Raw genomic sequence first — 25,097 nt, forward strand, 5'->3', positions numbered from 1 at the left:
TTTTTCAAGATGTGGTTTTTTCGTCATCATATTCTTTTCTTCAGAGTAGTTTTTTCTAAGTACCCAGCTTTCTTTTAAATAAGTTGGAATTCTGTAACTTCATTAACTTTTGTTACGTCGTGCGAATAAACTGAGTCTAAGGTAGGTCAGTGATGGAGGTGTATGGTATGAGCGATGCAACAGCCGGATTAACGTTTGTTACTTGTTTATTGCTAGGTGCAGGCATTGGAATGTTGTTTGGTCATTTAGAAGCTGGGGGAGCAATTGGTCTTGGTCTTGGTATTGTTTCTATTGCTTTATTTCGAAAAAATAACAAATGATGCTATTTGTCCCACATATAACTGGCAGTAAAACTCCACTTCAAGAAATAAAGGTGGAGGGACTGCCAGTAAATGTCCGATTGGTTCAAGGGCCTTTAGGTCATACCCTTGTGTACTAATCATCCGTGAGGGGTAACAAAACCCCCACGGAATGAAGTTTCATTTTATATTCATTGACGCCTCTCTATTGTCTTTTTATACTTAGGAAGGCAGAGAAAGAGATAGGTGATTAAATGGAGTTTTCAATAAATTATTTATCCTTTTATCTTATTCATGTGGATGGCGAGGATAAGCGATCAAAGCACTTTCAGACATTGGATAAGGATAGATATGATAATAATCCTCTTAAGGATTTTTTAGATGGAGAGTTAACCAGAATTACCAAACGGAAAGTGGAGCGGCATGCGAAATCAGAAAACGCTCCAACAAAGATTGGTAGGTTTATTGTTGAGCCCGGCCATGAATTAACCTCTAATCCAAATTATAACTTATTTCAAAAAGTGAGAAGTTCTGCGTCAACCGAAGATTTTCGAGAGGCGGCTGATCAAATTGCCCAAATGTATATGGATACAAGCGCTGTAAGAGGGGGAGCGTTGTTAATAGCTTCTGCAAAATTGACCAAGTTCTTCGATGACCCGTTTGTTTTCATTATGAAATGTGATTTTGAACCGAAAGTAGCAACTATTACTGATGAGGAAACCCTAGTAGAGAATGTTGAAATGGCAATTACGACGAAAAATATGAAGTCGATTCAATATCCATTTATGCCAGAGGAAGGGATGATGGACGCGGCAGAGATTAAGGTTCATCAAGCATCTCATGCGCGTTATTTTGAGGACTTTCTCCCATTTGTGTCTTATGAAAAATCCATGCCAGAAATCATGAAGACACAAGTAATAGGAATGGTTCAGGAACATATTAAGGAGACATTCCCTGAAGAAAGTGAAGAAAAAGAACAATTTGAAGAAGCTATTGAAGAATGGGCTGTTACTCCAGAACGGGAGATACAGGAACGATTAACAACAGAGCAGGTGGTGGAGGCGTCTGCGCAAATAGTAGAGCAAACACCTGATGCTGAACTGAAGATGAAGCTTGACCATGTTGCAATTAAAGCACACCTTTCTGATTTTGGAGAAACATTGCACTTGGCTAAAGTGAACGGAAAATATATGTTAATGATTGAAGCAGATCAAATTAGTTTTGATAAAGGCTTTTCACCAATTGAATTTCATAAACCAGATGAATTTGAAGTAGTGGTAAATCGAGTCTTAGCTCGAAAGTAGTAAAAAGGGTCCTACATAGGTAAGTATGTTGGGACCCTTTAGGTTAGTCTGGTGAATAATATAAAAGGCTTAGGCATAGCTTCTTTTCTGAGATTTCGTCATTGAGACTAGAATCGTACCAAGTGATAGGATGACGAAGATGCCACCTATTGCTGCATTTTGCTGTACAGATGCTTGTTCGATAACTATTCCGCCAACTAAGGAGCCAAATGCAATACCAAAATGCAATGCAGAGTTATTGAGACTTTGCTGAATATCAGAAGTTTCCGGTGCTGATTCAATAAGGTAGCTTTGTAATGCCGGTGTGATTGCCCAACTCATCATGCCCCAGACTATCATGACAACTAAAAATACAGCGAAGATGGAGGTTGTAAAGGGAATAGTTAACAGGGATAAAGCAAATATAACAAGTGTTGATATAATGGTTTTTTTCGAACCAAATTGATCTGAGAATGCACCACCAATACCTCCACCGCTTACAGCGGCGATTCCAAAAATAAGATAAATGATGCTTAGCCAGTTGCCACCCAAATGCATGGTGTCTTTTACAAATGGTGTTAGGTAAGCGTATAAGATCGTATGCCCTGCCATATATAAAAAGGTAGTGGCGTGACCAAGTAAGATTTTACTCTCTTTGAGCGAATGAATTTGTTTTTTCAGTGACACTTGTGGTTTGGGCTCCACTTTTTCCATGAAATAATAAACGCCGATCATAGACAGTAGTGATAGTAAAACAATGAAGACAAAAGGAGCTCTCCAACCGAACATATTTCCAAGGACAAGCCCGATCGGCACACCTAATACTAATGAACCACTAACACCCATAGAGACAATCCCGATGGCTCGACCACGGTACTTATCATCGCCAATGTTTGCAGCAATGGTTAAGCACAATATAATAAGTAGCGACCCACTTGCTGCTGAAATAATCCTACCAATAAAGAGCATACTATAAATAGGGCTAAAAACGGCTATTAAATTTCCTATTAAAAATATAAGTAATGCAATTAATGTTAATTGTTTTCGTTCTATTTTAGCTGTGGCAATAAGCAGTATTGGAGCGGAAATGGCAAAAACTAGAGAAAATATTGTAATTAAAAGTCCAGCCTTTCCTAGACTTACGTTTAAATCGTTAGCTACGAGGTCTAATATACCACCAATAATTAATTCAACCATTCCCACAACGAAAGAAATAATAGTTAATAAATATACGCGTTTGTCCATTCTATGACGCCTTTCTAATTTGAAGATACGAAGTCATGCTTAAACGTTTTCCTATACAATAGTAATCCCAATTTCTTCAATTGACAAGGAATACATGGTTACAAGATTGGGGTGTATTTTGCGAATTTTTGTTACCTAAGTACGACAAAAGAAATAATCCTATTTTTTTGATATACTTTAGTTATCCCAACTATAACTGGCAGTAAGCCCCCACTTTAAGCTAAAGTGAAACTAATATTGGTAAGTGGGAGATCGATTGCCAGTAAATGTCCGATTAATTCAAGGGCCTTTAGGTCATACCCTTGTGGTATTAACCATCAGTGGGATAATTAAAACCCTTACTGATTGAAGTTTCACTTTATTACCTCATAGACTTGAAGGAGGAACCATTGTTGCGTAAAGAAGGAAATTTACAAAAGGATGCCATGCGTGCTCTTAAGGAAACGAGCAGGACCTTTTATATACCAATTACGTTATTAAAACCTGTGTTAAAAAAGACGGTCGGATCTGCATACTTATGCATGAGAGCAGTAGATGAAATAGAAGACCATGAACAATTAGATTCGGAAACAAAACAGTATCTGTTACGAGCTACTGGAAAGTTATTGGCTGCAGATCGATTCGACGAGGAAGCTTATCTTAAGTTACTCGGTCCATATCAATCGGTGCTCCCAGAGGTTACATTACGGCTTGGTGACTGGTTGAAAGTATGCCCAGAAGATATTGTTGCAAAAATAAAAACGTCAACAAGTATTATGTCACTTGGTATGGCAGACTGGACTGAGAAGAATTGGATTATCAAAACAAAAGATGACCTAGATGATTATACGTACTATGTGGCGGGTTTAGTTGGTGTGATGTTATCAGACATATGGTATTGGTACGATCAAACAGAAACGGATCAAGATTTGGCAATTGGCTATGGGAGAGGATTACAGGCGGTAAATATGCTTAGAAATCAAGAGGAAGATGCACAGCGTGGTGTGCAATTTATTCCCGATGGCTGGAGTCGTGCTGATATGTTTACTTATGCAAAGAAAAATCTAGGGCATGCAGAGACGTACATAAAGGATATCAAGACACGTCATATTCTCCTGTTCTGTAAGATTCCTTTAGCATTGGCTAATAAGACATTAAAGGCGCTAGAAAAAGGGCAGGAAAAAATGACTCGCGATGAGGTTGAATCTACGGTTGACGAGATTATGAAGCAATAAACACATTCATATAATTTAATGCATGTACCAAAGAGTCTTGCTATGCAAATTACCTACCAAGTTCATGAATAATTGACAAACTTCATGTGGAAACCTATAATCAACAACTGTGTTTAAAATTGAGCAAGCTGGTGGGTTTTTGTCATGATTATTGCTTCCATATATCGTGCAATAATTATTATCCATCCAACGGTCTTTAATGACAAATGATAAGCAAAATATTACAGGCACTTGCTCCTATAATATTAGGAGGAAAAACGTGGATTCAAAAAAGAACACGAAATTGGATTGGCCGGTATTTATCATTAGTGGAGGATTATTAATTTTATTTATTCTGCTGTCTCTTTGGAATAAAGATGCTGTAGGAAATACAGTAAATACTTTATTTACGTATTCTTCAGATCTATTTGGTGCCTATTGGCAGCTTTTATTATTGGGTAATTTCTTTATTGGTTTAGCACTTGCCTTTTCAAAGTATGGGAAGGTTAAACTAGGTAAACAGGATGAGCCCAAATATAGCTATTTTAAATGGGTAGCTATGATTCTGGTTACATTATTGGCAAGTGGTGGTGTTTTTTGGGCAGCATCAGAACCAATGTATCATTATATGACAACCCCACCTTTATTCGGTGGTGGCGAATTTAATAATATGTATGCGGCCTTTGCACAATCCTTTATGCACTGGGGATTTTTAGCTTGGGCGATTCTAGGTACACTAGCTGTAATCGTTATGATGTATGTACATTACAGCAAAGGTTTTCCGCTAAAGCCACGTGGATTATTATATCCGATTTTTGGAGAACGGATATATCAAAAAAGCCTAATTGGTTCTGCCGCTGATGTTTTTTCTATTTTTGCAACAGTTGCAGGGACATTAGGGCCTTTGGGGTTTTTGGGCTTACAAATTGCCTACGGTCTTAATCACTTATTTGGTATACCGAATACGTTGTCGGTAAGCATCATAGTAATCATTGTTTTAGTGTTTGTTGCAGCTATCTCCGCAGCAACTGGAGTAGATAGAGGAATTCTAACATTAAGCCGCTATAATGTTGGTTTTACCATATTCTTAGCATTAATCGTACTCGTTATTGGACCAACTATGTTTATTATAGATGCTTTTGTTGGAGGAACAGGCTTACATTTACAGAATTTCTTTTCAATGACCATGTTTCGTGGGGATGAGGGCTGGTTGTCCTTTTGGACCATATTCTTCTGGGGCTGGTTTATTGGGTATGCACCAATGCTGATTGTGTTTATTAGTAGAATTTCTCGTGGAAGAACCATTCGTGAATTAATTATCGCTGTTTCTATCGTTGCGCCCATCGTTAATAATTTTTGGTTTTCGATTGTTGGAGGAACAGGTGTTTATTTCGAAAATAAAGTTCCAGGCTCCATTTCAGATGCTTTGAATGAAGGCGGTATGCCTGCAGCGGTTATGGCTATTACAGATCAGTTGCCGTTTGGAATGTATATGGGGGTTGGTTTCCTTATCGTATCCATTATATTTGTAGCAACAACAGCTGATACGATGTCTTATACCGTTGCGGCTACAATAACAGGGAATGATCATCCTAAGCGCTGGCTACGCGTGTTTTGGGCTCTTATATTTGGTGCAACTACAATAGCAATCTTAACGATTGGAGAGGATAGTGTTACTTCTATCCAAAACTCTATTGTTATTACTGCTGTTCCAGTATCACTGCTTTTACTTCCACCTTTATGGAGTGCACCACGAATTGCACGAACGATGGCGCTTGAACAAGGGTTGATTTGGCAGCGGGAGATGCGTAAAAAAGTTGATAAATAATAAAGAAGTCCTTGCTCATCATGGCAAGGGCTTTTTGGTGATGTTTCATCATAATAATGAACGTATATAATATAATGGAGTTTAGATGTAAACCATGCCTAAAAATTATTTCAATGCACAACCATCAAACCTATATATACCTATAATAGGTTAGAAAACGCAAAAACTCTTTTTCTAAAGTATGCTGATATTTTACGATGGCATACGTATTCGCCTTTAGAGATGTGCTTAAATCTGATTGCACTTCAAGTAATCTTCCTTCTAATAATTCTCTTCTTACCGTTGATCTGGGAATAAAAGAGACTCCTAAACCTTCTTCAATAAATCTTTTTGTAATATGAACTTGGGAAACTTTCATCGTTTTTGCTGATGGATGCATATACGTTATTCTTTTTAACAGCTTCTCCCAATACTCTGGGTGATTGTGCGTAAGCAAATGATATTGGTTAAATAGCTCTTCTTCCGTGATTGGAGGAGCAAATTCAGGGTCCATTCCATCATGTGGTGCCACTAAAATAACTTCATCTTCATAGATGATTTCATTTGTTAATTGGGGGTTAAAGCTTTGCATGCATGAAAGCCCAATATCGACCTCCTCGTTTATGACTACTTCCTCAATATCCCTAGACTCTAATATGATAACGGAAATCTCGATATTGCTATGCTTTAATAAATACTGCTTTAGAACATACGGCAAAATCGTATCAGCAATGAGTGGTGAGATCGCCATTCGAAAGGTCGATTTATATCCTTGTGCCATCGAATGTAACTTTTTACCTCCTTCTTGATAAACCTTAAGGAGCTTCCGAGCAGTTTCTAAATAACATCTACCTTCTTCTGTAAGACTTACCCTTTTATTTGTTCGGTTAAATAATAGAATACCAAGCTCTTTTTCCAATTGTTTAATATGAACCGTAACAGACGGCTGCGAAATATACAGGACTTCGGCAGCTTTCCGAAAGTTCTGCTGTTCTGCAACGGTGACAAACGTTTTTATCCAAGAAAATTCCATAATTGCCCCCTTTGATTAATAAAATTAATCATTATATTTAAATATAATTAATTTTCTGGATTGATTTTATTTTATACAATAAAAGTAAGAAAAGAAAGGGAGTTGAGAAAATGATTTATCACGGTTTAAAAGAGATTACTTGTATAGAAACAGCTATTAGTCACATTGATGGGCAAAATGGGAAGCTTATTTATAGAGGATATGATGTTAAAGAACTTGTTCAAAAGCAAACATTTGAAGAAACCGCTTATTTGTTATGGTATGGAAGCTTGCCTAACTCACAACAATTACATCAACTTTCCGAGCAATTTAAGTCCAATAGAAAACTACCAACCTATGTAAAAAAAATGATTCACTCCCTTCCAGTCAATATGGACATGATGAGCGTTATCCGAACAACGATTTCCAGCATGGGTAACAATAACATGACTTGGAAGCCTACCATCGATCAAGCGATTACCTTAACAGCACTGATGCCATCAATCATTGGATACAGAAAGAGTGTACTAGAAAACAAGAGCTTTGATGAGAATGCAGCTAAAGAGCTTAACCATGTTGAATATTACCTCTTTATGTTAACTGGAGCTGTTCCTCCAAAAGTGCATGTCGAGGCACTTGAAACTTACATGTTACTTACACTTGAGCATGGTTTAAATGCCTCTACTTTCTCAGCTAGAGTAACCGCATCGACTGAATCTGATATGGTATCTAGCTTAACATCTGCTATTGGAACAATGAAAGGTCCATTACACGGAGGGGCTCCTATGGGAGTGATTTCTTTATTAGATGAAATCGCAGCTAGCCAGAGCGCAATAAAAGTAATTTCTGAAAAAGTGATGAATGGCGAACGACTAATGGGGTTTGGACATCGTGTATATAAGACGAAGGATCCTAGAGCTATTTCCCTGAAAAAAGTTCTATTACAAATGTTAGGAGAAGATCAATGGTTAGACTTAGCTATTGATATCGAAGAAACAGCGATTAGTGTATTAAATAAGTTAAAGCCTGGTCGATCTTTATATACGAACGTCGAATTTTATGCAGCAGCTATTATGAAAGCTATTGATATGCCACCTGCTTTATTTACTCCAACATTTACCGCAAGTCGAGTCGTTGGTTGGACGGCACATATTCTAGAGCAATCAGAAAATAACGTCTTATTCAGACCTCAATCTCACTATACTGGGGAAACAATCAAACAGTAATACTCTTGGTTACAATAAAAATAATATGAAAGAAGCGGTGGTAGAAGATCATAGGCCTAATTTTTCCCGTTAAATGGGAAAGACTAGGCTTTAAAAGTGCAAAATCGTGTTATCGTGACAAAAAAACATTGAATCCCTATCAAATATTAAGTAAACTAGTAATAAGGTCATCAGATGACCTTATTACTAGTTGTGTAATGTAATCGCTTTATTGGGAGAGAGGGGTTTGATGTATTTACTAGTTGCATTAAGTGCAATCATTGCACCGTTTATTTTTCTTGTTATTTTACGATTTCCAGCTACTAAAGGGATGACATGGAGTGCACTCATCGTTATATTGTTTGCGATTTCTGTATGGGGAATGGAAGGGAAGATTATTATTTCTTCTATCCTTCAGGGGACACATAAAACGCTTACGATCTTATGGATCTTATTTGGTGCATTAGTGTTATTAAATACACTACGAAATACTGGGGCAGTTGATCGGATTAATCAAGGTTTTCAAAACATCTCTGGGGATATGCGCGTGCAGGTTATTATCGTGGCTTTTTTGTTTGGATCTCTTATTGAAGGGGCAGCAGGATTTGGGACTCCAGCGATGGTAACAGGGCCATTGATGATAGCATTAGGATTTCAGCCGTTGGCAGCAGCAACCTTAGCTTTAATTGCAGATAGTTCTGCCGTAGCATTTGGTGCTGTGGGAACTCCTGTAGCTGTGGGGTTAAGTAATATCCCGAACGCGAATTCTACCTTCTTTCAAGAGATAGGAATAAAGATAACAACACTTGATATATTTGCGGGAACCTTTATCCCGTTTATGTTAATCGTGATTATGACTGTATTTTTTGGAAAAGGTAAAGGTTTCAAGGATGCATTTCCTATGTTGCCATGGACATTGCTCATAGGTATAACCTATACAGGATCTGCCTTATTATATGCTGTAACATTTGGGCAGGAATTTGTAGCAATTTTAGCGTCATTGACCGCATTAATAGTAGCTACTTTAACAGCTAAAAAAGGGTGGTTATTGCCGAAAAATAAATGGCAGGATGCGTTACAAGAAGGATTTGAACCTTCTACTAAGAAGTCAGAAATGGGTATAGTTGCTGCATGGTTTCCGTACATCATCGTTGTAGCTTTATTATTACTAACTCGTATCGTACCTTGGCTAACAGAATTTACACAAACGGCGATTGATCTCTCGTGGACGACTATTTTTGGAATAGCGGGAATTGAGTCAAGTTGGGAGTTCTTGTATTCGCCAGGGACAATCCTAGCTATTGCGGCAATGCTATCTGTTATTATTCATCGTAATAAACTTCGAACCTTTATGGATGCTTCCAAGCAATCCTTATCAACGATGAAAACGACAGCAATATCATTAATAACGACGCTTGCGATGGTTCATGTGTTTACAAACTCTGGCTTAAATGTAAATGATTTAGTGAGCATGCCACAATATATAGCAGAATCATTTGCGAGTTCACTTGGGTCTATTTGGTTTTTAGTAGCACCATTTTTAGGTGAACTCGGAGCGTTTATTACTGGTAGTGCAACTGTTTCAACGCTTACATTTTCTCCGATCCAATTCAATGTAGCAAATCAGGTTGGATTAGATGTAAACGCTGTCCTTGCAGCGCAAGTAATTGGAGCTGGAGCTGGTAATATGATCTGTGTTCATAATGTCGTTGCAGCCAGTGCTGTTGTTGGATTATCAGGGAAAGAAGGAGAAATAATACGAAAAACATTGGCACCAGCAATCATCTATGGGTTACTAGTGGGTGCCGCTAGTTTTATCATGCTTCAATTGTTCTAACATTACCTTATATCTAGCTTGGTCAGCTTTTCAAAAGCATAGCTATCCAGTAAAATGGGTTCAAATGATGAGGAGCTGAAAGCATGGAATATAAACGTATAAAAACTAAGAAAATCTACGAGCAAGTAGCTGATTCTTTAATAGATATGATTAAAAGTGGTCAATTAAAGCCAGGTGATAAGCTAGACTCGGTTGAACAACTAGCGAAAAATTTTGATGTGGGGCGGTCAGCGATACGTGAAGCACTAAGCGGTTTGCGGTCAATGGGTCTAGTTGAGATGCATCAAGGTGAGGGGACATATGTAAAAACGTTTGATCCTAAGCGATTTACCTTACCAGTAAGTACTGCATTTTTAATGAAACAAAACGATGTAAAAGAATTGTACCAGGTCCGAAAGATTCTTGAAGTAGGTACAGCAGGTTTTGCTGCTAGCAGTTATCAGGAAGCTGATCTAATCCAAATGCAAAAAGCATTAGATGTGATGAGAAATGCAAAGGGAAATGATGTCTTAGCAGAAAGTGCTGATACTGATTTTCATATAGCTATTGCACAAGCTACACACATGGATCTGTTAATAAACTTAATGGGAAGTGTTTCTGAATTGATGTCCGAGACAATTCGTGAGGCACGTCGTCTTCTGCTTTATTCGGAAGATCGAGCAGATGCATTATTAGCAGAGCATGAACGAATTTATCAAGCAATAAAGAACAGACAGCCTGATAGAGCCAGAGATTATATGTATGATCATTTAGAGAAGGTCGAAAAACTGTTATTTAAAAATCTTGATTTGGATTAAGAATAGCCTCGGTCATAGAGAAAATAGTTAGAGGTGAAAGATAATGAGAGTATCATTATTCATTACTTGTGTAAGTGATATTATCTTTGCTGATGTTGGTAAAAACACGGTAGAAATTCTAGAAAGAGTGGGATGTGAAGTAGATTTCCCTGCCGCCCAGACATGCTGTGGTCAGCCTGCTTATAATAGCGGCTATTTGCAAGAAGCAAAAAAATCAATGAAACAAATGATGCGAGCATTCAAAGATTCGCAGTATGTTGTAGGCCCGTCAGGTTCTTGTGTCGGTATGCTTAAAGAATATCCTGCTATTTTTAAGGGAGATCCAGAATGGGAACAAACAGCCATTGAACTAGCTCACAAGAGCTATGAAATCACTCAATTTTTGGTAGAAGTTTTAGGTGTAACAGACTTGGGTTCAACATTTAAAGGAAAAGTTACCTACCATCCATCTTGCCACATGACGAGGTTATTAGGAGCGAAGGATGCCCCGCAAACACTCTTAAAAAACGTTAAGGGTGTGGAGTTTATTGAACTACCGGTTAAAGAGGACTGTTGTGGCTTTGGTGGGACATTCGCAGTTAAAAACCCTGAAATCTCTGGAGAAATGGTAAAAGAGAAATCGCGGCATGTTTCAGAAACAAAAGCTGAATATCTAGTCGGCGGAGATATGGGTTGTCTAATGAATATTGGTGGAAGAATGCGGCGAGAGGGGAAGGACGTGAAAGTAGTTCATATTACAGAAATTTTAAATACGCATGAGCAAGGGGGAGGAATAGCATGAGTATAAAAATTGGAGATGCTTCGTATAAAGATCGTATTAATAAGGGAATCGAAAATGATTTTATGCGTCAAGCTGTTTCTTCTGCCCAAGGACGTTTTCGATCAGGCCGGTTGTCACAAGCAGAAGAGCTTGGTAATTGGGAAGAATGGAGGCAGCTTGGTTCGGAAATTCGTACACATACGTTAGAAAACATTGATTATTATTTGCAGCAGTTAAGTGACCAAGTGGCTAAACGCGGTGGAAATGTATTTTTTGCAGAAACAGCAGATGAAGCAAATGACTACATTGAAAATGTGGTGAAAAAGAAGAAAGCAAAAAAAGTTGTCAAGTCGAAATCAATGGTTACTGAAGAGATTGGTCTGAATCATAGCTTAGACAAGATAGGGGTAGAGGTAGTTGAGTCAGATTTAGGAGAGTGGATCCTGCAATTAGACGAAGATCCACCATCACATATAGTTACACCTGCATTGCATAAAAATAAAGAACAAATTCGCGAAACCTTTATAAAGAAACGTGGTTATGATAAATCAGATTCACCTGAAGAATTAGCAGCCTTCGCACGTGAACAGCTGCGAAGGGATTTTCTTTCCGCAGATGTAGGAATTACAGGCTGTAATTTTGCGATCGCAGAATCAGGTGCTATCACACTAGTAACTAATGAAGGTAATGCTCGAATGGTAACGGCCCTTCCCGATACACAAATTACGGTAATGGGAATGGAACGAATCGTCCCAACATGGGAAGATATGGAGGTACTAGTTAGTTTACTTACAAGGGCTGCTGTCGGTCAGAAGTTAACTAGTTATGTCACTTCATATACCGGCGCTAGGCTTGAGGGTGAAATTGATGGATCAGATGACTATCATTTGGTTATTGTTGATAATGGACGATCGAAAATATTAGGAACCGAGTTTCAATCGGCGTTACACTGTATTCGTTGTGCTGCATGTATTAACGTTTGTCCGGTTTATCGTCATGTTGGTGGACACGCATACAATTCGATTTATCCTGGTCCAATTGGTGCTGTACTAACACCATTACTGGATGGTTATGAAAATCACAAGGAATTGCCATACGCGTCGTCGCTTTGCGCAGCTTGTACAGAGGCCTGTCCAGTCAAGATACCGCTACATGAGCAGTTAATTCGTCATCGTCAAATTATAGTGGAAAAGGAAAAGAAATCCCCATTAGCGGAAAAAGTCATGATGAAGGGATTTGCCCAATGGGCATCTAATCCAGCAGCATATAAATTAAGTACGAAAATGGCTCGAACAGCATTGCGGCCTTGGACTAAAGATGAAAATATCGAAAATGGCCCTGGACCATTAAAAGGATGGACAAATGTTAGAGATTTTCCAGCGCCCCCCAAACAATCGTTTCGCGCTTGGTGGAGTAATCGTCAGAAAGAAGGTGAGGCATAATGGCAATCCATAATCGAGATAAGTTTTTAAATAATCTAGCTAATAACCTTGGACGTCCTCGCCGAACAGATGAAGTGATAAGACCAACCTATAGCGTTCAACCACAATATGAGGTGTTAAACGGATATTCGACGGAAGACCTTATTCTTGTTTTACAGGAACAATGTAACGTCATTCATACGGATTTTATTCAAACAGAGCGGAATAAATTAGCTAATGTGTTAAAGGAGACAATTAATCGTTATGAAGGGAAATCGATTATAGCTTCAAATGATAAGCGCAACAAAATTTACGGTTTGGACGAGATATATGAACAGTTTAATCAAGAACTAGATGTTCATATATGGGATCATACGATAGGTGAAGAAAATCAAAGAATTGCGGAGCGGGCGGATGTAGGTATCTCTTTTAGTGATATAACATTGGCAGAGTCTGCAACTATAACCTTATTAAATAATAAGAATAATGGGAGATCTATTAGTCTGCTGCCGAAAACATATATTGCTATAATACCGAAAAATACAATTGTGCCAAGGATGACTCAGGCTGCTAAACGGCTTCACGAAGCTACTATACAAGGAGAAGACGTGCCTTCTTGTGTAAGTTTTGTTTCTGGACCTAGTAATAGTGCTGATATTGAGATGAACTTAATTGTGGGTGTTCATGGTCCAATTAAGGCAACCTATATCGTTGTTGATTGATAGTATCCAAATAAACTTCTCTTTAGATGGTCAACTAGATGACTTGCTATTGGGAAGTTTTTTATTTTTAAATTATACACAGGCTAAATAAAGAAGAGCTAATTTATCCACATATAACTGTAGTAAGACCCAATTCCAGTAATAAATAAAAAGTGATATTTGGTAAATGAGGGATCGAATTCCAGTAAATGTCTAGTTTGTTCAAAGGCCTTTAAGTCAGAACCTTGTGTTACTAATAATCAGTGGGGGATAAACTAACCCCCCACACAATTTAAAGTGTCAATTTAGTTATACTGTGTTAAAAGCACTGGAATGATTCAATTCGGTCTAGATCAATACCAAAGTATACCCATCCAAACCCAGTCCATCGGAAGCCAGCTATAGAGTTTCTACCTACAAAAGTTGGATAAAACCAAAAGGAATCTCGTCTTAACCAGATATACGTGTACCGGTATAAGCAGAAGCGAATTCCGCCTGGATCAATTGCAAAGGTCTTTGCCTGTGTTTTTTGTGGCACAAATGATGGGGGCGGTGATGTTGGTGCTTGACCAGGCCCTCCAGGGAACCCGGGCGGTCCAGGAGGTCCTCCGCCAGGCCCCCCAGGGAATCCAGGCAGTCCAGGAGGTCCTCCGCCAGGCCCCCCAGGAAATCCGGGTGGTCCAGGAGGTCCGCCACCAGGAAAAACAGGACCGATTATTTCACTTATATTAGGTAGGTTAAATACTCTTTGGTCATCGTTATATGCGTGTTCATCGTTATAAGGATACATAAAAAATCTCCTCCTCTAAAAAATCTTTCCCTTCACTATATGGGGCAATCGTCTAATTTGCTATTCGTATTTCCCATAATGGGCGGATAGCGATGTAGGTTTATTACACAAATATAAATAAAAATTAATTATTGAATCCTTGCTTATGTCAAAGCTGCATGTTAGTATTATTTTACTTATAGTGAATGTTCTTTGAACACTCATCTAATGAACGGGGGTTTTACTGAAATGATGAATGATCAATTCCGAATTACTTGTTTAACTAAATAACATGCTATTTGTGTGGCATCTATCGGGATTGGTCTACCTGTTTCAATAAAACGATAAAGAAAATGGGGAGGGAATTCTTCTCTCTCTTTTTTGTTGGTAATTTTTGTAATTTTCAGGTTAGTCAAGCCTCTCCTGCTATAGTTGCTAGATAAAGTGCGAGATATTTATTAGAAAGGAGCTTCAAATTGAATAAAAATAACGGTACAAATTATGAATATTTAGCTGATGATCCTAATTTTAAGGTTATGCCGATCATGTTATCGTTAATTATTGGTGCTTTTTTTGCCATCCTAAACGAAACGTTATTAAATATCGCTTTAACCACATTAATGGGGGAATTTCATGTATCTTTACCAACCGTTCAGTGGATGGCTACAGGATTTATGCTTGTTATGGGAATCGTTATTCCTGCCTCAGCTATATTATTACAATGGTTTTCAACACGGCAATTATTTCTAGGAACAATGCTTGTGTTTACGTTGGGAACAACAATATGTGCATTAGCACCAACCTTTCCGATCTTATTAACGGGAAGGCTTATTCAAGCAGCTGGTACAGGTTTATTAATGCCAGTCATTTTCAACGTATTTTTACTTGTGTTTCCTCCACATAGACGTGGAAAGGTGATGGGGCTTGTCGGTCTGGTTATTATGTTTGCGCCAGCAATAGGGCCAACATTGTCAGGGATCATCGTAGAATATCTCGGATGGCGTTTCTTATTTATTTGTGTCATTCCATTTGCTTTATTTTCTGTTGCATTTGCTTATAGATATTTAGTAAATGTATCAGAAGTTACTAAACCAAAAGTTGACGTACGATCACTTGTGTATTCAACAATTGGTTTTGGTTCACTAGTTTATGGATTTAGCTCAGCAGGAAAAGGAGAGGCTGGCTTTTTAAGTCCTAATGTCTACACATTTATTATCCTTGGTGTAATAGGAATCACGTTCTTCTCATTAAGACAATTTAAATTAAAAGATCCAGTCATGGATTTACGTGTTTTTAAATATCCGATGTTTACACATGGAATATTGATGTTTCTAATCATTATGATGACTATGTTTTCGTCAGAAATCATATTACCTGTGTTCATGCAAGGCCCGTTAGCATTATCAGCGGCTACAGCTGGCTTATTACTTTTACCTGGAAGCATTCTGAATGGACTTATGTCACCTGTTATGGGGCATCTATTTGATAAATTCGGTCCAAGATTATTAATGATACCTGCTTCGATTGTATTAAGTGGAACAATGTTTATGATGAGTAGACTTCATGCTGATACAGAACCATGGATGATTATTATTGGGTATATTCTATTGATGCTTACGGTATCAGCTATTATGATGCCTGCTGAAACAAACGGTTTAAATCAACTTCCAAAACGATTATATCCGCATGGTACCTCAGTAATGACGACCTTACAGCCAGTAGCAGGTGCCATCGGTGTTTCTGTCTTCATTAGCATTTTAAATGCAAGACAAAATCATTTTTTAGGTCAATCTAAAAACCCAGATGACCCAGGTACAATTAGTGATGCAATGGTAGCTGGAGTAGAGCTAGTCTATTTCATTGCTTTTGCTATTTCAATTATTGCCGTTATCTTGGCTTTTCTAGTATACCGTGCCGTTCCAAGAGATCAGGATAAACAAGAATTAGAACAGCCTGAAGAGAATTAAATCATTAGCGAGGCTGGGACAAAACACAACTTCTTTACTCAAAATACGAATAATCTGGTTATCAATAGGAGTATCATCGCCGCACCGTGAAAACATACGCGCTTTCCGCAGGCATGGCCTCAGCTAACTTGGTAAAGAAAAACACATTACCACGTGGATCTTCAGACTCGTGCTGTTCCCGCCGGACTCTCGCTTATTTTAGGTACTAAATGAATGATCCTAATCAAAAAAACGAACAATAATTAATTTCAACTAATTATTGTTCGTTTTTTATTGTTTCTTTATTTTTTTATCAGTCTTTTTTTAATGTAGGAGGTTGAAAAATTACTTTGACAGATAGAGTAATTTATCGTATGATTACTCTATCAGATAGAATAGTTGTAAAATAAGGAAGTGTGATAATGATAAGAAGTGATATTATTCGTGGTCACTTGGAATCGATAATTTTACGTTTAGTCTGTGAAGAGGATCGCTATGGCTATGAAATATCGAAAGAGATCAGTTCCAGAACAGATAACAGATTTCAAATAAAGGAAGCTACTTTATATGCAGTTTTTCAGCGACTGGAAAAAAAGGATCTAATTGAGTCCTATTTTGGGAGTGTTTCCCGAGGTGGAAAACGAAAGTATTACCGCATAACGACTCTTGGAAAAGCTTATTTAAAAGAAACTGTTCAAGAATGGAAGGAAACAAAGGAAATTATTGATTTATTTATGGAGGGATTAAATTGAAAGAAATTATTGGATATGTTGAGGAATTATTTAAAAACATTCCTGAAAGTGAACAAAAAAACGCAGTTATGCAAGAAATAACCCAAAACCTTGAAGAAAAGGTCTGGGATTTGATGGAACAAGGAAAGGCAGAGGAGGATGCGATAAATAAAGCTATTGTTGATTTTGGGGATATTGAAGATTTAAAGCAAGAATTAAGCGCAAAACAACCTGTGAAGAGGAATTTGCCTAAGCTTAATTTATGGTATTCCATATGGAGTAGTCTTCTGATTATTTCCTTGTTCGTATTTATTAACTTTTACTACACACCAGATATCATTTGGTTTGTATATCCAACATTTGTAGTACTTTGGTGGCCGCTAACAATGTACTTTTCTTGGAAGCGTAAAAAGTGAGGAGGAACACAATGTGAAAAAAATTGATTTGGCTTTTTTAGTTACAGGCTCAGTAATGACAATTATTTTTCTATTTATTGTAAATATGTTAACAAGTGTAGAACATATTTGGTTTATGTACCCAGCCGTTGTAATGTTAGTTTTCCCGTTAGGGTTGTATTGCTATAAGCAGAAGAAACAGACGTTATTTGCTATTATTACTAGTACATTACTATTAATTCTTCTCATCATTGAGAACATAAGAAGTACTCCTACGTATCCATGGGTTTCGTATACAGTTATTCCGTTGGTTTACTGGCCGATTCTTGTGTTCTTAGGGGCTAAAGCCAAGACATTACGAGTTGCAGTTGTTGGTAGTGGCGTTGCTATTCTTTATTATTTTTTACTAAACGTAATAGTCTCTCCGCATACTCCTTGGGTTATATTTCCCGCCTTTGCTGTATTATGGTGGCCGCTATCTGTGTATCATGTGAGAAGAAGTACGTATTTTACTTTTTCACTCCATGCGTCATTACTTCTTTGTTTATTTTTTATAATGGTAAATATTATTTACTCACCAGGTACCATTTGGGCCATTTATCCGATTTTCGCCATTCTTTGGTGGCCATTAAGCCTGTATTTTTTTGTATATAAACGGAATACGGAATCATGAATCAAGCGTGTAAACAGCCGCTGAATGGTGCTTCAATACAGCAACAAATAGTTTAGAACTAGAAAAGCAGGATGGATTCGAATGTTACCAAAACATTTCGAATGATAGTTCTGCTTTTTTTTACTGAAATTCTTTGTTCCAGTTCTTTTTGTTTGGATATAGCGATTGGTAACCTGTATTTAGAATTTAAATATGCTGTTAATTAATTTTTCTATTGACTCTAACGTTACGTTATACTTTATAGTAAGTTTACAGGGAGGTTAACAGCTATGAAAGTAAAGGAAGTAGCTGATTTGGTTGGGATTAGTGTGCGCACACTACATCATTATGATGAAATTGGGCTATTGACTCCCGAACAAACAACCGAATCAGGATATCGCATTTATTCAGAGAATGATCTAGAACGTTTGCAGCAGATTTTATTTTTTAAGGAACTTGATTTTTCTTTGAAGAAAATTAAAGAAATTATTGACAGCCCTTCTTTTAATCAAGCTGAGGCCTTAGAGATGCATCGCAAAATGCTGCTTGATAAAAGGAGGCGAATCAATACAATGATTGGAACGATTGATAAAACATTAAAGTATAAAAAAGGAGAGATTGTAATGAGTAATCAAGAAAAATTTGCCGGATTTGACTTTAGTCATAATCCTTATGAACAGGAAGCGCGAGAGCGTTGGGGGGATAAAGCAGTTAATAAATCGAATGCAAAACTTAATAGCTTCACAAAAGCTGAAAAAAAAGAGTTTGAGGAAACGTTCCATGCGATTTATCGTAAATTAGCCGAAGTTCGTCATGAAGATCCTGCCTCTGAAATTGCTCAAGAACGAATTGCTGAATGGTATCAATTCTTAAATCGTATAGGAACGTATTCACTAGAAGCTTTTAAAGGACTAGGCCAACTATATGTAGATGATGAACGTTTCACAAAAAATATCGATCAATATGGTAATGGTTTAGCTGTATTCATGCGAGATGCGATGACTGCCTATGCTGATAATCTTCAATAAATAGAAGGAGGCAGGAATGCTTCAGTCTCTTTTCGGTTAATCATGCTGAAGTTTTTACGAACAGTTTATTATCTATAGAGCTATGTGCTTATTCCCTTGCAGTCGTTATGGTAGTTCTAAAGGCTACTTTATGTAATAGGATTGCTACTATATTACCAAAATTCTGATTTTTATATACAATTAGAGAGTGACAGTGTATAGTAAAATGTAGATAGATTATTATAAAAGGAGTAGTGATAAAACAATGAAAAAGTTATTGCTGGGTAGTTCCATTCTTACCATGCTTCTTTTCTCGTCTATTTCAGCATCGGCAGCAGTGTCACCAGATTCCGGTGTGAATGGGTGTAAAGCGGGGAGTAAACACCATTGTAAGCGATATGAACTATAGATTTATGTTGATGAGCCTGTAGCTTGGAGCTACGGGTTCTTTTTATTCAAGTGGATAAATATGGGCGTGTTGAGCCGCGGCCAGCTTCAGCGACCAGAAACGATGCGACTTCACGAATCGCTCTAATCTAAGTCATTATTGGCTCGGAAGCTCACCATGATTCTTTCTCTCGCTCCAGTCGCTACGTTTCTAATCGGGCGCTTTGCTTTTATTCGTATAAAGAGTCGCAGGATTGACGAAAAAGCAAGCGTAAAAAAAGCTGTGCCGATTGTTTTTTATTGGGCACAGCTTTAATTGTTTTGTGTGCTATTTCTGCACTCTTTGAATATAGATTGTTACTACTATAATTGTAGAACAGCTTTATTAATATCTTCTGCAAGGGTTATAGCGGATATGATCGCAACCCCATCCGCTCCCGCTTGGATAACAGAAGCTGCATTGTCTGTAGTGATACCACCTATACCCACAATTGGCAGGGAGGGATAAGCTTGTTTGATATCTTTTATCCAATTCGGTCCAATCGCTGATTTAGCATCCTCTTTTGTTGTAGTAGAAAATATTGGCCCCACTCCTAAATAGTCAACAGAGGAAATGGGACTATTTACTAATTCTGTTTTATTTGATACAGAAAGGCCGACCCATTTATTTGGAAAACGCCTACGTAATTCCAGAGCAGATACATCATCCTGACCAACATGGATACCATCTGCATCTAATATTTCAGCAAGTTCTATGTCATCGTTAACGAAGAAAGGTATACGATAGTTTTGACAGATATTCCGAAGTTGTTTTCCTAAAATAAATTTTTTATAACCAGTTAATGACCCGTTTCCTTTTTCTCTAAATTGAAATGCTGTTATACCAGCTTTTACTGCTTGTTCCAAAATATGCTTTGGATCGTTATGGCAGTTCTGACTACCCATAATAAAGTATTTTCTTAGAGCATCCTTTAGCTGCAAAGATTAATTAACTCCTTTCAATTGATCTAAGTCTTTGGAAAGGGCGTCTATAAATGCTGGTAAGAAGCTTCCAGGACCAAGCACATATTCTTGAGAAGCCGCGTGTTCAGCAGCAAGTCCATAAAACTGTACTGCTGCCAATGCCTTAGCTTCTAGAGCATGATTAGTTGTTAAGCATGCAGTTAGAATAGCTCCTAATAAGCAGCCTGCACCAGTAATTTTTTCTAGCCATACATGACCAGTCGTGTTGTGAATTATTTTCCCTTCACTGTAAATTACATCCGTCTCACCAGTAACTACAGCAGTTGTATGATAGGCTTTGGCAACTTTAACGACAATTTCTTCTAGATTACCGTCCCCAATTGACTCAACACCTTTTGTTTTCCAAGGGATCTCCACAAGCTGTGCCATTTCGCCAGCATTACCTTTGATTGCGGTAAACTGTACTTCGTGTAGCAAATGCTTTACAGCTTCTTGGCGAAAGGTTGTAGCCGCTACGCCAACTGGGTCAAGTACGACAGGGATACCTTTTTTATTTGCGGCTATTCCTGCTAGTTTCATAGCTGATAGCTCGTTTAAAGTTGTTGTACCAATATTAATAAGTACACCATTCGCAGCGGTAGCCATTTCTTTAGCCTCTTGTTCTGCTTTTGCCATTATCGGTGCTCCACCAAAGGCTAACAGACCATTAGCTGTAAAATTCATGACTACTTCATTGGTTAAGTTATGGATCAATGGTTTTTGTTCTCTAACTGCTTGAATAATGGATTGTGTCATTGTTCCACCCTTTCTTTGCGTACCGCCCAATGATTTGTAGGTCCGTTACCGGCACCAAGTGAAAAGGAGTATTGAATAGCAGCTGTTACATACTGTTTCGCCTGCTTTACAGCTTCGTAAAGTGGTAGACCTTTACTTAGATGAGCAGTAATTGCCGCTGAATACGTACAACCTGTACCATGTGTATTCTTTGTTTGAAACCGCTCTGCTTCGAACGTGTAAAGCTTATTCCCATCATATAAATAGTCGACGGCTTTACCTTGCAGGTGGCCACCTTTAACAAGTGCTGCGCGTGCTCCAAAGCTTTTGACGATCTCGAAAGCCGCTTCTTGCAAATCACTTGTATTATCAATAGATTGTCCTGTAATATACTGTGCTTCAGGAATATTAGGAGTAACTACAGTCGCTAATGGTAATAGCTGCTGTTTGAGAAACGATCGAGCATCTTCCGATATTAATGGATCGCCACTAGTTGCAACCATGACAGGGTCCATGACATAGTTCACAACTGATTTGGACAAGTGCTCTGCAATAACCTGCATCATATCTTTGTTCGCAATCATACCTGTTTTTATGCTATGCACAGGCATATCTGATATAACTGAGTTTAGTTGCTCATTTATCATCGTAACAGGTAGATGGTGTACGTTTTGCACACCGGTTGTATTTTGTGCCACAACAGAGGTGATTACAGACATTCCATATACGGTTAGTTCTTGAAATGTTTTTAGGTCTGCCTGTATGCCAGCACCGCCACTCGGATCTGTTCCAGCAATAGTCAGCGCGCAAGGTATGCTAGCCATTAGCTGTTCACCTTTTCTGCGTTTGGCCATGATTCACATGTGTAGGCCATTTCCCAGAATTTAAGCTCCAGCTGGCAGCTTTTTCGAAAAGCTTCTCTAATGAGATCTTTTTCATCCTTGGCAGCATTTTCTGCAAGTATATCCAACCGTTTTCTCAATTCAAAGGTGGTATTATCTACATCACCACTTGCATAGAAACTAATCCAATCGTAAAAAGGGTGATCTTTATTAGGATTATACTGCTCCATTAATTCCCTACCAATTTCTAAGTATGTCCAAGGGCATGGAAGTAGAGCTCCTAGTATCTCACTAGACGTTCCCATTTGTGCATGATACATCATATGTTTAATGTAATGATCTGCAGTAGGTGGCAAAGGGTGTCCTTGTAAGGACGCATAGTCCACACCGATATGATTGCAGAAGTTATGATGTGGGTGGATTTCATCGTTTAATATAAAATTTATTTGATCAAAGAAATAAGCAATATCATCACGTTTCTTTGATTTGGATAGCGCTATTCCATAAATTTGCATAAAGGCATTTAAGTATTCAAAGTCCGCTTTAATATAATGTGCGAGCGCATCTTTAGAAATCTCGCCAGTCCCTATCCCCTGAACAAAGGGATGATTAAAAATAAGCTGGAAAATATCATTGTTTTCTTCTCTTAATTGATCAGTGAAATTCATATTTAGCCTCCTTCTATTATGGGAAGCCACTAGAGGTGTAAAAGTAGATAAATAGAGGATAATAATATGTTCCCCACTACTTTCCTGCGCTGGTATTATCCAGATCAGGTTCAAAGGGACAAAGGAAAAGTCCTTATCTCAGCAACAAAGCGCCCCTAGTAGTTTCCTTGTACGCGTATCGTATCTTCTTGCTTTACTCGTAATAAAATGAACCAGCCAATAAATGCGCCAGTTATGCTACTTACCAAAAACGATGGCATGAAAATGAAAGCGCCAGCAGCACTGTCCATAAACAATTTAGCAAATGGAACCGCTATGAATGATCCGATAATACCAGTACCAATGCTTTCTCCGATCACAGCCCACAGCTTTCTACCAAACCACTGATAAAAAAGCCCAGCAAGGAAAGCACCAACCATTGCTCCCGGAAAAGCAAGTAATGTACCAATCCCCAGCATATTTCGTAAAATTCCAATCATAAAAGCTATGACTACGGCTGGACCAGGTCCCAGTATTACTGCCGCCATTACATTTACTGCGTGCTGCACTGGATACGCTTTAGCAATTCCAGCAGGAAACCATAAGAATTGTGCTCCTAATGTTCCAATTGCTACGAAAATTGCCATCAATGTTAATACGTGCGTTCTTCTCACTTATTCCCTCCTTTCTATAAAAAGTGAGCATAGGACAACAATAGGAATTACCGACAATATGCGGTATAGCTTACGTCCTACACGCCTCTCCCCAGTAGCTATGGATGCTAAAGGTAGACAGCAAAGCATAATATACATCCACTCTGTTCTTATGAAAAAAACCAGATCCTCCATGGACCTGGCTTTGTGTAAGAAAATAGAAAGACGTTGCGTCTACTACTTCCCTCCGCTGGTATTAACCAGATCAGGTCCATAAGAGTTAGAAACGTCACGTGTTTCCTCTCAGCCCACATATTGGGCACCCCTAGTAGTTAAGTAACTTGTGAATTTAATTATGCTTTCAGCAACTAACAGAATCAAGCATAACAAATATATTGTTATTTGTCATGGGAAAAAAGGAATATAGCGTCTACCATTTAAAGCGCCTTTTTTTAATAGGCTTATTTGATAGGTTATCATCTATTATTTTATTTATGTTTATATGATAATGGTGGAATTAGTGATCCATAGAAATAAATGCCCTTACAGCTTAGTAAATGTAGCATATGGTAAATAGAAATTTATTATAGAAAGGATGAATCTAATTGGCACTTACTCCTTCTAAAATTAAACAAGTACTTCTAAATTTAATAAATGAACAAGTTCAAATTACTACTGCTTTTGGAATGGTAACGGGAACAGTTGATCAGGTTAAGAATGATTATACTGTCATTATCGAGGGATCTGGCGACCAAGTTTTGGTGAGACTGTATAAAATTGAGCTTATTAGTGAGCTATAAAGGAGGAATATAGATGTTCCAAATAAATCTTTTTGCCGAACTTTTAACGCGTATAGGCTCTGATGCTGAAATAGCTACTGATAATAATTTAATAGAAGGTACGCTTCTAAAGGTAACTTCACAATTGGTAATCGTTAACGATAATAGTGGTTATGGGCCTCAAGAAATATATATAGCATTTAATGCTATTAATTTTGTACGATTTTCTTAAGAATAATAAAGTTAGGTTTTGTTGGTTTAACAGTATTACTTTTGATTAAAAAGTATAACTTCTCGATTTGAAGGAGTTATACTTTTTTTAGTTATGCACCGTGCATGGATGAAAACTTGGCGTTGAAAGTCTGCTACAAGCTTGGCAGTAGGAACTGTTAGCGCATGGAAATGGCTATCGTGTGGTAGTGACTGAAAGAAGCTGGGCGTAAACTTCTGAACTGACGAACAGAAACTAGACAGAAGGTTTGATTAGTTCAGATAAGTCTGTAACATAAGACAAAGTCCAATACTGCCCATACAGCAAATTTAGCAGTTATATCGGAGGAAAGTTTTCATTCTAACAGGGAGAGATCTTATGAGGGGGCTGTGAGAGTTATAGGATAACGAGCCGATACAACCAAGATGGTGTATCTGATCTGTTAGAGAGGATTCTTTCAAGAAATAATCTCAATTAAGCTTATCTTCAAGTAGTCAGAAATAAAGGTACAACAGGGGGGGCGGGTATGTTGTGTGATCAGATGTATAGGTAAAAGTTATGGTATTGAGCATTAGGGAAATGGCAGAACGAGAGTCTGTCAGGTGAATATTATGGAAACGAAACCATTGAACCACTGAGGAAGTATCGAAAGTGTATAGAAGTCATCAAACTGAGGGGAAGTCATTTACTCAGGATCAGTTCGGAAGAAACCTGTTTACTGTCCGTTCGGTAGAGGGACAGATCCTTATAATACCATGGTGAAGAAAGAGTAGTTTAAGTA

The 25,097-nt window shown here is 37.9% G+C and carries 26 protein-coding genes and 2 riboswitches; of the genes, 18 read left to right on the top strand and 8 right to left on the bottom strand.

The features are described 5' to 3' along the window. Nucleotides 1-167 precede the first annotated feature (167 nt). Entirely contained in the window at nucleotides 168-320 is a 153-nt protein-coding gene (locus D9782_RS22780; protein ID WP_161629284.1) for a hypothetical protein, read from the top strand. Between the two features lie 233 nt (nucleotides 321-553). Then, nucleotides 554-1,603, top strand: coding sequence for a DUF3900 domain-containing protein (locus D9782_RS07490; RefSeq protein WP_121604420.1), 1,050 nt, complete (start codon nucleotides 554-556; stop codon nucleotides 1,601-1,603). A gap of 69 nt (nucleotides 1,604-1,672) precedes the next feature. Here D9782_RS07490 and D9782_RS07495 read toward each other — a convergent pair whose 3' ends face one another. Further along, on the bottom strand, nucleotides 1,673-2,827 hold the full coding sequence (locus D9782_RS07495) for an MFS transporter (protein ID WP_026682450.1): 1,155 nt from the start codon (nucleotides 2,825-2,827) through the stop codon (nucleotides 1,673-1,675). A 392-nt stretch (nucleotides 2,828-3,219) separates the two neighbouring features. On the opposite strand from D9782_RS07495, the gene D9782_RS07500 reads away from it, so the two are divergent. Both D9782_RS07500 and D9782_RS07505 read left to right on the top strand, forming a co-directional pair. After that, nucleotides 3,220-4,041 (top strand): squalene/phytoene synthase family protein, encoded by an 822-nt coding sequence (locus D9782_RS07500; protein WP_026682451.1) that lies wholly within the window; start codon nucleotides 3,220-3,222, stop codon nucleotides 4,039-4,041. A gap of 259 nt (nucleotides 4,042-4,300) precedes the next feature. Continuing rightward, nucleotides 4,301-5,848, top strand: coding sequence for a BCCT family transporter (locus D9782_RS07505; protein ID WP_026682452.1), 1,548 nt, complete (start codon nucleotides 4,301-4,303; stop codon nucleotides 5,846-5,848). Nucleotides 5,849-5,978: 130 nt separating this feature from the next. Here the strand turns inward: D9782_RS07505 and D9782_RS07510 are convergent, their stop codons facing one another. Beyond that, nucleotides 5,979-6,860, bottom strand: coding sequence for a LysR family transcriptional regulator (locus D9782_RS07510; RefSeq protein WP_026682453.1), 882 nt, complete (start codon nucleotides 6,858-6,860; stop codon nucleotides 5,979-5,981). A gap of 110 nt (nucleotides 6,861-6,970) precedes the next feature. Between D9782_RS07510 and D9782_RS07515 the strand changes: the two genes are divergently transcribed. The 6 genes from D9782_RS07515 to D9782_RS07540 all read left to right on the top strand — a co-directional run bounded on the left by D9782_RS07515 (nucleotide 6,971) and on the right by D9782_RS07540 (nucleotide 13,581). Further along, nucleotides 6,971-8,065, top strand: a complete 1,095-nt coding sequence (locus D9782_RS07515) for a citrate synthase/methylcitrate synthase (RefSeq protein WP_026682454.1) — start codon at nucleotides 6,971-6,973, stop codon at nucleotides 8,063-8,065. A 229-nt stretch (nucleotides 8,066-8,294) separates the two neighbouring features. Beyond that, entirely contained in the window at nucleotides 8,295-9,881 is a 1,587-nt protein-coding gene (locus tag D9782_RS07520; protein ID WP_121604422.1) for an L-lactate permease, read from the top strand. A gap of 83 nt (nucleotides 9,882-9,964) precedes the next feature. Further along, the gene (locus D9782_RS07525; RefSeq protein WP_121604423.1) at nucleotides 9,965-10,678 is read left to right on the top strand and encodes a FadR/GntR family transcriptional regulator; all 714 of its coding nucleotides are present in this window, start codon (nucleotides 9,965-9,967) and stop codon (nucleotides 10,676-10,678) included. Between the two features lie 43 nt (nucleotides 10,679-10,721). Then, nucleotides 10,722-11,459, top strand: coding sequence for a (Fe-S)-binding protein (locus tag D9782_RS07530; RefSeq protein WP_026682457.1), 738 nt, complete (start codon nucleotides 10,722-10,724; stop codon nucleotides 11,457-11,459). Next, complete coding sequence (locus D9782_RS07535) at nucleotides 11,456-12,880, top strand: LutB/LldF family L-lactate oxidation iron-sulfur protein (RefSeq protein WP_121604424.1); 1,425 nt, start codon at nucleotides 11,456-11,458, stop codon at nucleotides 12,878-12,880. Before D9782_RS07530 ends, D9782_RS07535 begins: the two co-directional genes overlap by 4 nt. Further along, entirely contained in the window at nucleotides 12,880-13,581 is a 702-nt protein-coding gene (locus D9782_RS07540) for a LutC/YkgG family protein (protein WP_026682459.1), read from the top strand. The genes D9782_RS07535 and D9782_RS07540 overlap by 1 nt, the downstream gene beginning before the upstream one ends. Before the next feature lie 298 nt (nucleotides 13,582-13,879). Here D9782_RS07540 and D9782_RS23310 read toward each other — a convergent pair whose 3' ends face one another. Further along, the gene (locus tag D9782_RS23310) at nucleotides 13,880-14,350 is read right to left on the bottom strand and encodes a hypothetical protein (RefSeq protein ID WP_026682460.1); all 471 of its coding nucleotides are present in this window, start codon (nucleotides 14,348-14,350) and stop codon (nucleotides 13,880-13,882) included. Between the two features lie 515 nt (nucleotides 14,351-14,865). On the opposite strand from D9782_RS23310, the gene D9782_RS07550 reads away from it, so the two are divergent. From D9782_RS07550 to D9782_RS22785, 6 genes are all read left to right on the top strand, one after another. Beyond that, a complete protein-coding gene (locus tag D9782_RS07550; protein WP_121605845.1) occupies nucleotides 14,866-16,296 on the top strand; it encodes an MDR family MFS transporter in 1,431 nt (476 codons plus the stop codon). Between the two features lie 401 nt (nucleotides 16,297-16,697). Next, nucleotides 16,698-17,027 (top strand): PadR family transcriptional regulator, encoded by a 330-nt coding sequence (locus D9782_RS07555; RefSeq protein WP_026682462.1) that lies wholly within the window; start codon nucleotides 16,698-16,700, stop codon nucleotides 17,025-17,027. Next, complete coding sequence (locus tag D9782_RS07560; protein ID WP_121604425.1) at nucleotides 17,024-17,422, top strand: permease prefix domain 1-containing protein; 399 nt, start codon at nucleotides 17,024-17,026, stop codon at nucleotides 17,420-17,422. The genes D9782_RS07555 and D9782_RS07560 overlap by 4 nt, the downstream gene beginning before the upstream one ends. A gap of 13 nt (nucleotides 17,423-17,435) precedes the next feature. After that, nucleotides 17,436-18,074, top strand: coding sequence for a hypothetical protein (locus tag D9782_RS07565; protein ID WP_240455821.1), 639 nt, complete (start codon nucleotides 17,436-17,438; stop codon nucleotides 18,072-18,074). 269 nt (nucleotides 18,075-18,343) lie between these two features. Further along, nucleotides 18,344-19,081, top strand: a complete 738-nt coding sequence (locus tag D9782_RS07570; protein WP_121604426.1) for a MerR family transcriptional regulator — start codon at nucleotides 18,344-18,346, stop codon at nucleotides 19,079-19,081. 244 nt (nucleotides 19,082-19,325) lie between these two features. Next, complete coding sequence (locus D9782_RS22785) at nucleotides 19,326-19,469, top strand: hypothetical protein (protein WP_161629286.1); 144 nt, start codon at nucleotides 19,326-19,328, stop codon at nucleotides 19,467-19,469. A 341-nt stretch (nucleotides 19,470-19,810) separates the two neighbouring features. Here the strand turns inward: D9782_RS22785 and thiE are convergent, their stop codons facing one another. From thiE to thiW, 5 genes are all read right to left on the bottom strand, one after another. Further along, nucleotides 19,811-20,428, bottom strand: a complete 618-nt coding sequence (gene thiE / locus D9782_RS07575; RefSeq protein WP_318279843.1) for a thiamine phosphate synthase — start codon at nucleotides 20,426-20,428, stop codon at nucleotides 19,811-19,813. A gap of 3 nt (nucleotides 20,429-20,431) precedes the next feature. Further along, the gene (gene thiM, locus D9782_RS07580; protein WP_121604427.1) at nucleotides 20,432-21,205 is read right to left on the bottom strand and encodes a hydroxyethylthiazole kinase; all 774 of its coding nucleotides are present in this window, start codon (nucleotides 21,203-21,205) and stop codon (nucleotides 20,432-20,434) included. Next, nucleotides 21,202-22,008, bottom strand: coding sequence for a bifunctional hydroxymethylpyrimidine kinase/phosphomethylpyrimidine kinase (thiD, locus tag D9782_RS07585; RefSeq protein ID WP_121604428.1), 807 nt, complete (start codon nucleotides 22,006-22,008; stop codon nucleotides 21,202-21,204). Before thiD ends, thiM begins: the two co-directional genes overlap by 4 nt. Then, a complete protein-coding gene (tenA, locus tag D9782_RS07590) occupies nucleotides 22,008-22,694 on the bottom strand; it encodes a thiaminase II (RefSeq protein WP_026682468.1) in 687 nt (228 codons plus the stop codon). Before tenA ends, thiD begins: the two co-directional genes overlap by 1 nt. Nucleotides 22,695-22,758: 64 nt before the next feature. Next, nucleotides 22,759-22,861, bottom strand: a riboswitch (TPP riboswitch). Then, nucleotides 22,850-23,347, bottom strand: a complete 498-nt coding sequence (gene thiW / locus D9782_RS07595) for an energy coupling factor transporter S component ThiW (protein WP_026682469.1) — start codon at nucleotides 23,345-23,347, stop codon at nucleotides 22,850-22,852. (Overlaps the previous riboswitch by 12 nt.) 204 nt (nucleotides 23,348-23,551) lie before the next feature. After that, nucleotides 23,552-23,663, bottom strand: a riboswitch (TPP riboswitch). A gap of 268 nt (nucleotides 23,664-23,931) precedes the next feature. Here thiW and D9782_RS07600 point away from each other — a divergent pair. Further along, nucleotides 23,932-24,126, top strand: a complete 195-nt coding sequence (locus tag D9782_RS07600; RefSeq protein WP_121604429.1) for a DUF2642 domain-containing protein — start codon at nucleotides 23,932-23,934, stop codon at nucleotides 24,124-24,126. 13 nt (nucleotides 24,127-24,139) lie between these two features. Further along, the gene (locus D9782_RS07605; protein ID WP_121604430.1) at nucleotides 24,140-24,337 is read left to right on the top strand and encodes a hypothetical protein; all 198 of its coding nucleotides are present in this window, start codon (nucleotides 24,140-24,142) and stop codon (nucleotides 24,335-24,337) included. Nucleotides 24,338-25,097 lie beyond the last annotated feature (760 nt).

The organism is Virgibacillus sp. Bac332, from assembly GCF_003667785.1.
Lineage (GTDB): Bacteria > Bacillota > Bacilli > Bacillales > Amphibacillaceae > Virgibacillus > Virgibacillus salarius.

Coding starts and splice junctions, on each gene's coding strand:
- D9782_RS22780 (WP_161629284.1), top strand. CDS start 168: ATGAGCGATGCAACAGCCGGATTAACGTTTGTTACTTGTTTATTGCTA.
- D9782_RS07490 (WP_121604420.1), top strand. CDS start 554: ATGGAGTTTTCAATAAATTATTTATCCTTTTATCTTATTCATGTGGAT.
- D9782_RS07495 (WP_026682450.1), bottom strand. CDS start 2,827: ATGGACAAACGCGTATATTTATTAACTATTATTTCTTTCGTTGTGGGA.
- D9782_RS07510 (WP_026682453.1), bottom strand. CDS start 6,860: ATGGAATTTTCTTGGATAAAAACGTTTGTCACCGTTGCAGAACAGCAG.
- D9782_RS07515 (WP_026682454.1), top strand. CDS start 6,971: ATGATTTATCACGGTTTAAAAGAGATTACTTGTATAGAAACAGCTATT.
- D9782_RS07520 (WP_121604422.1), top strand. CDS start 8,295: ATGTATTTACTAGTTGCATTAAGTGCAATCATTGCACCGTTTATTTTT.
- D9782_RS07525 (WP_121604423.1), top strand. CDS start 9,965: ATGGAATATAAACGTATAAAAACTAAGAAAATCTACGAGCAAGTAGCT.
- D9782_RS07530 (WP_026682457.1), top strand. CDS start 10,722: ATGAGAGTATCATTATTCATTACTTGTGTAAGTGATATTATCTTTGCT.
- D9782_RS07535 (WP_121604424.1), top strand. CDS start 11,456: ATGAGTATAAAAATTGGAGATGCTTCGTATAAAGATCGTATTAATAAG.
- D9782_RS07540 (WP_026682459.1), top strand. CDS start 12,880: ATGGCAATCCATAATCGAGATAAGTTTTTAAATAATCTAGCTAATAAC.
- D9782_RS23310 (WP_026682460.1), bottom strand. CDS start 14,350: ATGTATCCTTATAACGATGAACACGCATATAACGATGACCAAAGAGTA.
- D9782_RS07550 (WP_121605845.1), top strand. CDS start 14,866: ATGCCGATCATGTTATCGTTAATTATTGGTGCTTTTTTTGCCATCCTA.
- D9782_RS07555 (WP_026682462.1), top strand. CDS start 16,698: ATGATAAGAAGTGATATTATTCGTGGTCACTTGGAATCGATAATTTTA.
- D9782_RS07570 (WP_121604426.1), top strand. CDS start 18,344: ATGAAAGTAAAGGAAGTAGCTGATTTGGTTGGGATTAGTGTGCGCACA.
- D9782_RS22785 (WP_161629286.1), top strand. CDS start 19,326: ATGAAAAAGTTATTGCTGGGTAGTTCCATTCTTACCATGCTTCTTTTC.
- thiM (WP_121604427.1), bottom strand. CDS start 21,205: ATGACACAATCCATTATTCAAGCAGTTAGAGAACAAAAACCATTGATC.
- thiD (WP_121604428.1), bottom strand. CDS start 22,008: ATGGCTAGCATACCTTGCGCGCTGACTATTGCTGGAACAGATCCGAGT.
- tenA (WP_026682468.1), bottom strand. CDS start 22,694: ATGAATTTCACTGATCAATTAAGAGAAGAAAACAATGATATTTTCCAG.
- D9782_RS07605 (WP_121604430.1), top strand. CDS start 24,140: ATGTTCCAAATAAATCTTTTTGCCGAACTTTTAACGCGTATAGGCTCT.